The organism is Thiolinea disciformis DSM 14473 (genome assembly GCF_000371925.1).
In the GTDB taxonomy this organism is placed as follows: domain Bacteria; phylum Pseudomonadota; class Gammaproteobacteria; order Thiotrichales; family Thiotrichaceae; genus Thiolinea; species Thiolinea disciformis.
In genome coordinates this window covers 1-12745 of record NZ_AQVE01000040.1, presented here as the reverse complement: position 1 = coordinate 12745, position 12745 = coordinate 1, and the positions used below count along the sequence as shown (strand labels likewise).

Here is a 12745-nt window from a genome sequence, read left to right as displayed (position 1 = left end):
ATCTCTAACCCCTGAACCATTGATCGCCATCTCAACAATTTTTTCGGGAATACCGTCGCGGTTGCCCACATTATGATAGTAAAGTTGAAAACTACGTTGGCAATCACGGCAGCGGTAACGCGGTTCACCACTACGCGCATAGCCGTGTTTGTAAATCGATGCACTTTGACAGTAGCGGCAGTCGACTGGTACGGTGGCCATACACACCTCTTCCTCAGATCAAATGCCTTTAACGATAAAGCTCCATCAAAGCGTTTTCAACTCCCTTAAATCACGACCTATTAAACTTATAAGAGTTTCTAGGTTTGAGGTGCTATAACGTCCTTCATTAAATAACAAGATTCTTTTCTTTATAAAAACAGGATTTATTTTTTTAAAAACGATTGGCTGAATTCTTATTAATTTTTTTACTATATTTTTAATTGTCATTTTTAATGGTTTGATGTCTTTATTATTTGATATTGTGACAAATGTTGTGTATTTTTTTTGACTATTTAGATACATTAAGTTAGATATATAAAGGTATGTGGATCCCGAGTAGATCTTACCTTTAGTAAATAAAGTATTATTATTGCTTTTAAAAAGACTCTGATCATAAAAAGTCATATCTGGCACTATTATTGACTTTATGCCAATTTTCTCTAATTCCTGCTGAGTTAATGATTCTCTTGCATATATTTTCATAAACTTTCTGACATGCTCATTTATAGTGTTATTATTTTCTTGGTATACACAGTTTATAAGAAAGCAAGGTTTTTTAAGTTCTTTGCAAAATGTTGCGACTTTTGTAAGTATAAGTGCTCTTCTTTTTGAGTGGTGTATAGTACCCTCACCGTTAACAAGAACCAAGTCTGATCTTAGTATATTAATCTTGTCTGTATCATTTTCCCAATTTTTTCCTACCGATACAGTATGTATTATATTAATAGAATATTTCGATGTTACTTTAAATATATTTTTTACAACTAATTTACAACCATAGTGATTAAGAACTGATGTATCATTTACAAGAGTAGCTGTAAGAATTCTACTCTTATTCATTTTTTCCATACTTTTTTTCGAAGAGATCCAAGTAAGTATCTGCGGACATATCCCTAATATAAGCCAAGTGCTCGTCAGTCTCTATATTATATTGTTGTATCATTTTCTTTAATAAACAGAAGTTAAATAAAATATCATGCCTAGCCAAACCATATAGAAAATATTTATAATTGACTTTACCATTTTCTTGCTTGAGTCCTGAAGGATAATTCTCGGAATAAATTTTATCACCCATGTAAAAATCAAAGCCGAATAGTTTTATTTTTGGTACTCCCATCAAAACTAGCGTATTAATTATTCCATGCAAAGCTAGTGGACTAGCTGAGAATATCGGCTCTGCTAATGACATAGTATTAAAAAAAGAATTGCTTTCTTTTCTGGTATTGGGGGCAGTTAATATTTTAATTTTATTTGATGCAAAATAGGCAATCTTATCTTTATGTCGCAATGAATCATTATAATTATAATACATTACTAATTTTTCCAATTTAGGCAAATGAGATATGTTAAAATCAGATTTTGGCTTTATTATAATAAGCATATCAAATTCTTCAATAGATTTCATTATTTCTTGATTAGTAGCGTGAGTACCAAAAATAGCTACCTTGTAATTTTTATTGACAATTAGAGCCCGTGCTAGGATATACTTATCCTCTTCTGTTGTACTAATGATTTTTAAATAGTTTTCTATCTCTATCTTTCTTAAATCTAAGGCTTGATCATAAACTATAAGCAGAGAGTGGTTCTTGCTAATATAGGCTTGCCTAATAAGACCTTTTTCAAAAAAATAGTAATATTTTTTTAAATAGTAGTAAGCAATTGGTAGTTGTAATAGCTTTACCTTAGAAAGAATAGAGCTTTGACCGATATAGCCTAAAAAAAAGACAGGTAGTGTAATTATTTTAATCCAAATTAAATGTTGATTAGATGCTAATAATAGCATTATTTTTATTAAAAAATTTTTTAAGGTAGGCTTATGTCTTTTTAGATTTTCTTTTAAAAAATTTTTTTCCGTTTTATCTGAGATTTGCCATCTAAACATAATCTAACCTTTTTAACTGACAGCTTTCTAAAAGATAGAGATGTGAACAATGTTTGAGGCTACTTAAGCGATGTGTAATGATAATAATAGTTTTTCACCTTTTAGACTTTGCAATGCTTCAACCATAGAATTTTCGGTAACATCATCTAAAGCACTAGTCGCCTCATCCATTACTAATACCTCGGGATTTCGATATAAAGCTCGGGCTATACCAATGCGTTGTCTTTGACCACCAGATAATTTAACTCCTCTGTCTCCGACTAAAGTGTTATAGCCTTCTACTAAATCGTGACAAATAAAATCATGAACTTGTGCTAATTGAGCACATTTATGAACGTGTGACTGCTCTATATTTTCTTCGGGAATACCCAGTGCTATATTTTTATAGATACTGGAGTCTGTTAAAAATATTTGCTGTGGTACATAGCCGAATATTTTCTGCCACTGATGTAAATTATTTTTGGTTATTTCTATATCATCTACTAATATACGACCGGAACTAGGGGTAAGTAGTCCTAGTACAATATCCATAAGAGTGGCTTTCCCCGAGCCTGTTTTACCCACAATGCCTATTATACTCTCTTTTTGAATAGTCAGAGAAATATTGTTAAGTATCTTTTTAGTGTTGTTAGAGTAGGAGAAAATAATTTCTTGAAGGCATATATATTGATGCAAGTTTATTAGTGTTGTGCATGTTTTTTTTGCAGAAGATGTTTCTTTTTTTTCTAAGTCTTGCTTAAACGTTCCAAGAATATGTGAAGCGTAAGTGATTCGACTTAGATTAGCATAAATATTTTGTGCCACAGGTAGTAGTTTATATCCTGAAATCGCATATAAGCCCAATAAGGCTAATGAGTCACCTAGACTATTATTTTGCTGAATCAAAAACAACGCCAAACCTATTATGCTAATAAAGCCAGTGGCTTCAATTAAATATTTTGGAATAGTGGCTAAGGTTGAGCTGTTAGCTTGACATTGTGAGTTTATTTTGGAGAGATACTCAAAATGTTGAAGGTAGGTTGCCTCACAACCTATAACTTTGACTTCTTTAATACCTGCCAGAACATCATGGGTGGCTTCGAATCGTTCTTTGTTCGCAATAGCACGCTTAATACCTAGTTTAATAATTGGATTTTGGGTTGTAATCTTTACTAGTCTATACAGCATTAAAATGCCCCTTCCTATAGTTATTGCAATCCAAAAGTCTTGCATCAATAACAGTACGAGTAAAAATAAAACCACGAAGCTGTAGGCTATTGGATCTAGAATAGGCTTGATAACGTTACTGAAAACTTGATCGGTTTCAGACAGGATAGTTTTTGCCATCTCACTAGTGGAGTAATTTATAAAGAACTCATAAGGTCGGCTTAAGTAAGATTCTAAGAGTCTTTGACTTAAGTGCCCACTTAATTGAGTACAATTATTGACTATATATGTAGTTAATGATCGAATTGCAGCGGAGCAGAGGAGAATCGAGGAAATACCCCCACCGATTAATAGTAAAAAACTCTCAGGTCGTTCAAAGTCAAAGAAGATGTAGAGCTGACTTAAGATAGGTTTTTTTTCTACTATAGAAGGCTCTCCCAATAATGATAGTATAGGCAAGATACCAGCAATACCAACCATCTCTAAAAAAGCCGTAACTATCAGTAAAATAACAATAAAAATAAAAATAGCTTGCTTTTTTTCTCTCGTTGATGAGATATCATTAAGTGTTTTTAGGGCTTGCCACATTGGGATGTGTATTAGCTTGGGGGAAAGATCAAGTTAGTATTTCATACTAACTTAATATTTTTTTGTTGGATAGTAGATTCTTATGGTTTTTTGAGGGTAGCTTTTAAATTAAACAAGATGAAGTTAGTTAGCAAGATTATAGTTTGATAGAGTATTTTTCGAAAAATTAGACTTGATTAGTGACTTTGCCCAGTTTGAGAACGAATTAAAACAAAACACTGTAACACTTACCACAACCCAGCAAGCGAGTGTGTGGGGCGGGAATGCTAAGAGGTTTTATGGGTTGGTAGAGTGATGTTGGAATAAGGCCTTTTAATTCGACACTTTTTGGATATAGGTTTTGCCGTTCGTCCTTAAATTTATTACATTCACTTCACCCTCCCCGCCAACTTTCAACAGCAAGGTAGGCATTAATATGGGCATATCAAGGCTCTACGCTGTGGACACCCGCAGAGGAGAAATAGGTGTCGATGTCAGCGCTGTTTGCGTGGGCAGGCTAAGCAAATGCCTGTTCAATATAAGCAACTAGAGCTGCACTTAGTCGATCTTGTCCTACAGCCTGATAATACATTGCGATACTAAACTCTGGTAACTCGGGCAATACACCATTATGCAGAATAGCTTGGCAGTCCTTTTCTAAGGTCTGTTCCATACAAACGCCAATACATAAATCTGCACGGATCATGGCATGTTTAGCAGGGTCATCCACAGTGAACACGACATTGACCCAATCAATACCAGCTTGATCCAAGGCATCAGTGGTTGGGATACGGAAGGTACAACCTTTATTAAACCCGAGTGGCAAGGGTTGTTTTTTCCAAGCGCAGCCATTTTCAGCACCGTACCAAATGAGCGATTGTGTACTTAATATTTTTCCTCCATCCGGCTTCAACTCAGTCGTCAGAATAATATCTTGCAGATTATCTCGAAATTGCTCCTTGAGATTAATGGTTAAATCAGAGGTTAATTGGACTTGAACTTTGGGATAGTCGCGGGTAAATAAATTTAGCACGCGCGGTATATAGGGCGTAATAATATCGGAGGGTACACCTAAACGGACTGTGCCTTCGTAATCGGGTGCTGTAATGCGTCCCCACGCCTCATCATTTAAGGCGATGAGCTGCTTTGCAAATTGCAGGAGCTGTTCACCAATAGGCGTTAGGCTCAGCCTTTGAGTGCTACGATCAAAGATTTGCTGCTCGATACTAGCTTCTAAACGCTTGATTTGCATACTAATCGCGGATTGAGTCAAGTGTAAGCGGCTTGCTGCTTTACTCATACTGCCTGCATCAGCAATCTGCACAAAACTACGCAAAGTAGCTAAATCAAAATTACGAGTCACATTCATATTCAGAGTCTAACCTATCAATTTTTGTGAAGCTTGATTTCAAAATTATTAGTTTTATTAATAGCTCAGTGATTTGCTATAGTCAACATCTGTTAAGCAAATAAATTTCATCTTCACAAATATTGATAGAGAGTATCATGAAACTATATAGCCTGCTGGTGGCTTTACCAGTCGAATTGGGGGAATTCTTACAGTTACGATCTTTATTAGTTCATTATAAAAAATGGGCTGATCTCTATGCTTTAAAAGTACAAGTGGCTAAAGAGCGTAAAGATTTAGCAGATTTACCTGACTCTATTTTAAAAGATATTGGCGTGCATCGAGCAGAGGCAGAATTAGAAAGCCAACGTAGGTTTGACGATGTGCCAGCATCCAGATTAAACAGGTTATCACGTAATGATTATCCCTTTTAGACAGGGTATGCTCAGCATGTTTTTATTGAACAGCCACAAGGATTAAGCAGGCTGACATCTACCGCTACCATACTGGGTTTTGACCCTTACAATGATCGTGCTGTCGGGTAATAAGGAAAAATGTAATTTATCTTTAGGTTAAAGGTCTAAAGCGCTCCTAATATCTTTAGAAATCGTGGTTTGACCTGTGCTGGTGATAGTGGCGGCTGACATGATTGATACCTCTTTTTCCTTACTTTTTCAATTCTAGTAAGAAATAACCAATAGGCAATTTTTAAGGTTGTGCTTAGCTAAGATGCGGCAAAGTGTTGCCACGAGTGGAAAATATGCTAAAGCAGTGACTGTTGTATAGATAAAACTCCATCTTTCATCGCAACCGGAGAGAGCATCAAACTGATCAGAGCTACCTTAAACTATGATGCAAGACGGCAACTAGCCACGCACAGGCAAACAACTCGGCCCAATCGGCTCAAAGCTTTTATAAGTCAGAATAAACTCAGCATGTCCCATCGCTTCTGATTTAGTTTGTGTGCCTTGCATCACGGCTTTTACTAGATCGTAAATCTCGGTTCCAACTTCATCTAAGGTGGCTTGGCCTTCTAAAATACGCCCCGCATTCACGTCCATATCGTCGGCAAGCTTGCGATAGGTATCAGGGTTAGCACAGATTTTAATGACAGGGGAAATCGCTGAACCTACTACCGAGCCACGTCCTGTTACGAATAAAGTCAAATGGCAGCCAGACGCAATCATTTCCACAATTTCGGCATTGTCGGAGATATTAGGGAAACCGAAGCGCACTTCACCGTCAGGTACGACATCCATTAAGTACAGACCGCCTGTAGGGGGAATATCGCCTGGCTTAATTAAGCCGCTAATTTGTGAATCACCTGATTTGGCATAAGCACCCATGGATTTTTCTTCAATCGTGGATAAACCACCTTCGGCATTACCTGCGGCAAAACTGCCATAACCCAGTGTGGCATAATAACGTGCAGCTTTTTCGACCGAACCACGTAACTCATCCGCTAGTTCTGGGGTAATGGCGCGTTCTGCCATGACGGTTTCACAGCCAATCAATTCGCCCGTTTCTTCAAAGATACAAGCTGCCCCCTCGGCTACTAAACGATCGAATGCTTTACCTGCGGCAGGATTGCCTGTGATTCCGCTCGTACCGTCCGAGCCGCCGCAAATAGTACCAATGATTAATTCATTCATGGACATGGGGGCAGTGGGTGTTTGCTTTAAGAATTTTAGTTGTGCTTCAACCCACGCACGTCCTTCTTGAATGGTACTTTTAGTGCCACCTGTGTGTTGAATCACTAAGGTTTTTACGGGGCGCTGACTGTCTTGAACGACTTTTTCCAATTGGAAGCGGTTAAAGCTTTCACAGCCTAGTGAAACTAGTAGTACTGCCCCTACGTTAGGATGAGTACACAAACGCTCCATGATTTTTTGTGCGTATTCATTAGGAAAGCAGCCAGGGAAGCCAATCACATGAGCACCTTGCTCTCGATACGGATAAGCAATTTCACGGGCAACATGGTGGGCGCATTCGACTAAATAGGCTACGACGACATGATTGCGGATACCTTTGCGTCCGTCGGCGCGTAAGTAGGCACACATTAGGCTTGCTCCTTGATGGCTGAGAATGCTGTTTCTTTGAGAATGTGTGTCGCGGTGTAATCACTTTGCATATTATGTACATGCACCACCTCACCGAGACGAATGTCACGTGTGGCAGAACCGATCGATACACCGTATTTTAGAATCTTATCGCCTTGCTGGATATTGCGATTGGCCAGCTTGTAGCCGATCGCCAAGTTTTTTTCTATGGGGATAAGGGTATCGTGCAAGCTAACACTTGAGCCCATCGCTAAGGCTTGGATGGTGATGACCACATTATCGCTAGGATGTAGCTGTATGACAGTTTTGTCAGATGTTATGTGCATAGGCATCACCTCATTCATTTGTTTTTATTAAATCATATACGAATTTTAAATTCATATACAAATCAAACCATCATTTTTCTACCAGCTTCCACTTATCAATTTTTGTGCAAAAAGTCTTACGAAAATTGCGTGACAAATCCCATCATGCAGTTCAAAATGAAGTTATATATAAAACAATAATTCATTTATGAATGAGCAACATTGTTTTAACATGGATCAATAAGCGCTCCAACTATTGGGGAAGTGCTTATATCCAAACTATTGAGGAGTAATTAAAACGTCAGCGAACATACTTTCGTGATGTTGTCTGTGTAAATGGAGGAGACTCGGTCACACCCCGAGTAAGCGCTACTTAGAAAAGTAGTATTGCAATTGAAGGAGAGTATACAGTTGTCTACACAACCTATTATTCATGCCGTCAATATGGGTAAAGTTTTCCCAGGTGTCATTGCCTTGGATCATGTAAGCTTTGACTTATTCAAAGGCGAAGTCCATGCACTAATGGGTGAGAACGGTGCTGGCAAATCTACTCTGATGAAAATTCTTGCTGGCGTTTATCAGCGCGATTCCGGCGAACTCTATCTCGACGGCAAACCAGTCACCTTCAACAATACCGCAGCAGCACAGGCACAAGGTATTGGTATTGTGCATCAAGAATTGCACCTCATGCCTCACCTCAGCGCTGCGCAAAATATTTGGATTGGACGTGAATCGACGACCTTGGGTGGCTGGTTTGTTGATGAAGATGCGCTGGTTCAAAAAACACAGCAATTGTTTGATCGCCTAAATCTAAAACTCGATCCTAAAACACCGATCCGCGATTTGACGGTTGCCACACAGCAAATGGTGGAAATCGCCAAAGCACTGTCCTATCAATCGCAAATCCTGATTATGGATGAACCCACCGCTGCACTAAATCCACGTGAAGTCGATGAATTATTCCGCGTCATTCATCAGCTCAGAGCCGAAGGCGTGGCGATTGTGTATATCTCACACAAAATGGACGAAATTCAGCGCATTTCAGATCGCATTACCGTCATGCGTGATGGTAAAACCATTGGTACAGTGCCAGCACAAACCCCCATGAATCAGATTGTGGCGATGATGGTGGGGCGTGAATTGCCAGCGCTGCAAAAAGATATACCGGATCAGAGCCATCAACCCGTGCTACTCAAAGTACAGGGTTTAACGCGCGGCAAGGTGGTGCAAAACGTGAGTTTTGAACTGCGGCGTGGTGAAATTCTCGGTTTTGCAGGACTCATGGGCGCAGGGCGGACTGAAGTCGCGCGCCTCATTTTTGGTGCTGATACGCGTGAAGTTGGTGCTATTTGGATTAATGGGCAAGAACAAGCTATTCGCAGCCCACAAGATGCAGTGACCGCAGGGATTGGTTATTTATCCGAAGATCGCAAACAACTGGGGCTGGCTACCGGTATGCCGGTGGAAGCTAATATTACCTTATCTAGTCTGAAACGTTGGTTAAAAGCTGGTTTTTGGTTAGATAGCACTCATTTAAATCAACAAGCGCAAGAATTGGTGACGCGCTTGCGTGTCAAAACTCCCAGCATTCATCAAACCGTGCGCTTATTGTCAGGTGGTAATCAGCAAAAAGTAGTTATTGCCAAGTGGTTATTGCGGGATTGTGAGGTATTGATTTTTGATGAGCCTACACGCGGGATTGATGTAGGGGCTAAAGCGGAAATTTATAAGTTGATTAATGATTTGGCGGCACAAGGTCGCGGCATTATTGTCATTTCTTCAGAATTACCGGAAGTATTGTTATTGAGTCATCGCATTTTAGTGATGTGCGAAGGACACGTAACCGGAGAAGTGTCAGGGCGTGACGCGACACAAGAACAAATTATGAATTTAGCGACTCAGCGTGGTTCATTGACCCAGCCTCAAGCGACGTGAGCCAAATGTTATTACAGAGAGATATGACATGAGTTCTACCACGACTATTTCATCCCCTTCACCACGCACCCGCATAGCATGGTCAGGTCAAACCAAGCAAAAACTCTTGGCGTTCGCCAGCTTATTAGCATTAATTGTAGTGTTTTCGGTGCTAAAACCAGATGCGTTTATGACCACCGATAATTTCATTGGCATCTTGCAATCCACTACCGTGGTTGGGGTTTTAGCCTTAGCCAGCACCTTTGTCATCATTACCGCAGGCATTGATTTGTCGGTCGGCGTATTAATGACTTTTTGTGCCGTGATGGGTGGGATGGCAATGGTGAATGGGGGGCTGCCTATGTGGTTAGGGATACCCATTACCATCGGTGTGGGTGCTTTGTGCGGTGCGATCTCGGGCTTAATTATTACCAAACTGCGTGTTCCTCCATTTATTGCCACTTTAGGGATGATGATGTTGTTGAAAGGCCTATCACTGATCATTACCCAAGCTAAGCCGATTTATTTCAGTGATGTGGAAGGTTTTGAAAATATCGCGCTCGGTTCATGGATGGAAAATCTTATTCCCGTTTTACCACTCCCTAATGGTGTGGTGATTTTCATTTTGGTCGCAGTGTTGTGTTACATCATTCTCAATAAAACCGTCTTAGGGCGCTATACCTTTGCCATCGGCAGCAATGAAGAAGCGGTGCGTTTATCCGGTGTGAATGTGAATCGTTGGAAGGTGTGGATTTATACCTTGGCGGGTGGGATTTGTGGTGTAGCAGGTCTTTTGATTGCGTCACGGCTTAATTCCGCACAACCCGCCTTAGGTCAAGGTTATGAATTGGATGCGATTGCTGCGGTGGTGATTGGGGGCACTTCACTCAGTGGTGGCGTGGGAACGATTGTAGGGACTGTGATTGGCGCATTCATTATGAGTGTATTGGTGAACGGTTTGCGCATTATGTCGGTCGCCCAAGAATGGCAAATGGTGTTAACCGGTTTGATTATTATACTTGCGGTGTATACCGATAATTTGCGTCGTACTAAAGCGTAATGGGTTTTGTGGACATGGATTCATACCGCCTGAATGCAGTTCACTACAATTTTCGGCGGGATCGATTTTATTTCTATGAGAATGGAGACCAGCATGAACAAGTTTAAACTCCTGATGTTATCTGCAAGTTTAGCGCTCGCAGGGTTTAGCACGCAGTTGCAAGCTGCGGATGATGAAATCTATATCCCTGTCATCAGTAAAGGTTTTCAACATCAATTCTGGCAAGCCGTGAAAGCTGGCGCTGAAAAAGCCGCGACCGAATACAAAGTTAAAATCACTTTTGAAGGTCCGGAAACCGAACAGCAAGTTGATAAGCAATTGGATATGTTATCCGCTGCTTTAGCGAAAAAACCGGCTGCAATAGGGTTTGCTGCGCTTGATAGTAAAGCAGCGATTCCTTTATTGAAAAAAGCCCAAACGGCTAATATTCCTATTGTAGGCTTTGATTCTGGCGTGGATAGCGACATTCCGGTCACCACGGCACAAACTGATAGTAAAGCCGCCGCTGCCTTAGCTGCCGATAAGATGGCGGAAAAAATCGGTGGTGAAGGTGAAGTCGCTGTGATTGGGCACGATCAAACCAGTACTACCGGTGTGGATCGCCGTGATGGCTTCTTAAATCAACTGAAAGAAAAGCATCCAAAGATCAAAGTGGTGGATGTGCAATACGGTGGCGGTGATCACTTAAAATCAGCTGAAATTGCTAAAACTTTATTACAAGCACACCCTAACCTAAAAGGCATCTTTGGTACTAACGAAGGTTCTGCGATTGGTGCAGGTAAAGGTGCAAAAGAAGCGAAGAAATCGATTGTGATCATTGGTTTCGATTCTGGCAAAGCGCAAAAAGATATGATCAATGACGGCACGATTGCCGGTGCGATTACCCAAAATCCAGTCGGCATTGGCTTCAAAACCGTAGAAGCAGCAGTCAAAGCGCTAAAAGGTGAGAAATTACCTAAAGTCATCGATACTGGTTTCTTCTACTATGACAAAACCAACATGGCTAATCCTGAAATTGCTGCGGTTTTATACGATTAAATCAACCACTTGTTAGGGGTAAGTACTTTAGTACTTACCCGCTTTCCCTTTTGCATATAGGACAAATATGCGAACGTACATATTTAAATATATCATTTAGTTTAAAAATATTCTTTTACTGGATTCTGAAATTCATATATAGTGTATTGCATTAAATTTTAACCTTCTGCAGACAGTATTAAACCCGTACTCAAATAGGTAAGTATTTATCTAAAAGACCGCTTTTCAAGAATTAAATTTGTATAAAAATTTATAACCACATTACTTCTATTTTGATTTAATAAATTTAAAAATTCTCTTATAACATATATAAATGCTTATTTTTCATTTAAACGCTTAAACGCTGATTTATTCTAATATAAAAAACGGGTATAACTTTGCAAATTTTTACCAATTTTTCTTGGTTAATGATTTTTTATAGGAGTTTTACCTAATGTATTATAAGCATATCCTATTCATACTATTTCTAATGTTTCATAGTTCAAAGTCTATTGCATATCCTTGTGATGAGCACTTTGATTTAACCTATGATCCTATCTCTATACAGACTTGTAGCAATTCTAAAAAATACATTCTAATACAAAAAAATTATAGGCTAAAAGAGAGTGATTACAAAAAGCTATTAGATAAACAATGCACACATTTTGTTATAGATAGTGGAAGCAGATATTTGCCTGTGACTTTAGATCTAAACGGTGTAACAATTGATCATGAAGATATGGATAACGCACCATATGCAACCATAATTCTTAAAGGAGATAGATCATCCGTAGTATCTTGTAAAAAAGTTAACAATGCTATTCAAAATGGCTCAATAAAAAATGCATATCATGCCATAAGATTAAGAGCTAATATGCCTCCCTCAGCATTAGAACACCACCTATACAAAAACACCTTTTCTATCTTAGATGAAGAAAATATAATCGATCCAGTAAAAAGGTCATGATTTAAAGGAGTTGAAGAAGCGTCTTTCGATACAGGTTCCAATGACTTTGTCATGAATCTCGATAGACTTAGAAAAACAGATCGTCTTGCGTGCTAGACGTTTAATCCAAATCCTCAAATTCAGGTTTTGCCGTTCAATGCTTTGTGTGTAGCGCTTAGTGATTAAATGCTTATCTTCAGGCAATAAACGCTCATAAGCGCCCCAATCATCCGTGCAATACAATGCCAGTTTGAAAGGTGTCAACCGTTCCAAGAGTTGCTTCAAGGTGCTATCGGCTC

13 protein-coding genes are annotated in these 12745 nt (G+C 39.3%); 5 read left to right on the top strand and 8 right to left on the bottom strand.

Annotated elements, in window-relative coordinates:
- The 5 genes from A3IE_RS0118650 to A3IE_RS21350 all read right to left on the bottom strand — a co-directional run.
- Nucleotides 1-201, bottom strand: a 201-nt coding sequence (locus tag A3IE_RS0118650) for an IS1/IS1595 family N-terminal zinc-binding domain-containing protein (protein ID WP_020395475.1), incomplete at its 3' end; no start/stop codon positions are given.
- Between the two features lie 45 nt (nt 202-246).
- Complete coding sequence (locus A3IE_RS0118645; protein WP_157832911.1) at nt 247-1041, bottom strand: glycosyltransferase family protein; 795 nt, start codon at nt 1039-1041, stop codon at nt 247-249.
- Nucleotides 1034-2083 carry a hypothetical protein gene (locus A3IE_RS0118640; RefSeq protein WP_020397138.1) on the bottom strand — a complete coding sequence of 350 codons (1050 nt, stop codon included), beginning with the start codon at nt 2081-2083 and terminating at the stop codon, nt 1034-1036. The genes A3IE_RS0118645 and A3IE_RS0118640 overlap by 8 nt, the downstream gene beginning before the upstream one ends.
- Before the next feature lie 63 nt (nt 2084-2146).
- Complete coding sequence (locus A3IE_RS21705) at nt 2147-3817, bottom strand: ATP-binding cassette domain-containing protein (protein ID WP_051062571.1); 1671 nt, start codon at nt 3815-3817, stop codon at nt 2147-2149.
- A 496-nt stretch (nt 3818-4313) separates the two neighbouring features.
- Nucleotides 4314-5165 (bottom strand): LysR family transcriptional regulator, encoded by an 852-nt coding sequence (locus tag A3IE_RS21350; RefSeq protein ID WP_020397137.1) that lies wholly within the window; start codon nt 5163-5165, stop codon nt 4314-4316.
- A 137-nt stretch (nt 5166-5302) separates the two neighbouring features.
- Here A3IE_RS21350 and A3IE_RS21345 point away from each other — a divergent pair, with 137 nt between their 5' ends.
- On the top strand, nt 5303-5578 hold the full coding sequence (locus A3IE_RS21345; protein WP_020397136.1) for a DUF1127 domain-containing protein: 276 nt from the start codon (nt 5303-5305) through the stop codon (nt 5576-5578).
- A 432-nt stretch (nt 5579-6010) separates the two neighbouring features.
- On the opposite strand, the gene A3IE_RS0118620 is transcribed toward A3IE_RS21345, so the two are convergent.
- A complete protein-coding gene (locus tag A3IE_RS0118620; protein ID WP_020397135.1) occupies nt 6011-7204 on the bottom strand; it encodes a UxaA family hydrolase in 1194 nt (397 codons plus the stop codon).
- A complete protein-coding gene (locus A3IE_RS0118615) occupies nt 7204-7530 on the bottom strand; it encodes a UxaA family hydrolase (protein WP_020397134.1) in 327 nt (108 codons plus the stop codon). The genes A3IE_RS0118620 and A3IE_RS0118615 overlap by 1 nt, the downstream gene beginning before the upstream one ends.
- A gap of 390 nt (nt 7531-7920) precedes the next feature.
- Here A3IE_RS0118615 and A3IE_RS0118610 point away from each other — a divergent pair, with 390 nt between their 5' ends.
- From A3IE_RS0118610 to A3IE_RS0118595, 4 genes are all read left to right on the top strand, one after another.
- Nucleotides 7921-9444: a sugar ABC transporter ATP-binding protein gene (locus tag A3IE_RS0118610; RefSeq protein ID WP_020397133.1), complete on the top strand. Its 1524-nt coding sequence runs from the start codon at nt 7921-7923 to the stop codon at nt 9442-9444.
- A 28-nt stretch (nt 9445-9472) separates the two neighbouring features.
- Nucleotides 9473-10483: an ABC transporter permease gene (locus A3IE_RS0118605; RefSeq protein ID WP_020397132.1), complete on the top strand. Its 1011-nt coding sequence runs from the start codon at nt 9473-9475 to the stop codon at nt 10481-10483.
- A gap of 93 nt (nt 10484-10576) precedes the next feature.
- Nucleotides 10577-11521, top strand: coding sequence for an ABC transporter substrate-binding protein (locus A3IE_RS0118600; protein ID WP_020397131.1), 945 nt, complete (start codon nt 10577-10579; stop codon nt 11519-11521).
- A gap of 433 nt (nt 11522-11954) precedes the next feature.
- Nucleotides 11955-12467, top strand: coding sequence for a hypothetical protein (locus A3IE_RS0118595; RefSeq protein WP_020397130.1), 513 nt, complete (start codon nt 11955-11957; stop codon nt 12465-12467).
- On the opposite strand, the gene A3IE_RS0118590 is transcribed toward A3IE_RS0118595, so the two are convergent.
- Nucleotides 12462-12745 (bottom strand): IS1 family transposase (locus tag A3IE_RS0118590; RefSeq protein ID WP_020394068.1); only part of this gene is annotated, 284 nt, incomplete at its 5' end. The genes A3IE_RS0118595 and A3IE_RS0118590 overlap by 6 nt on opposite strands.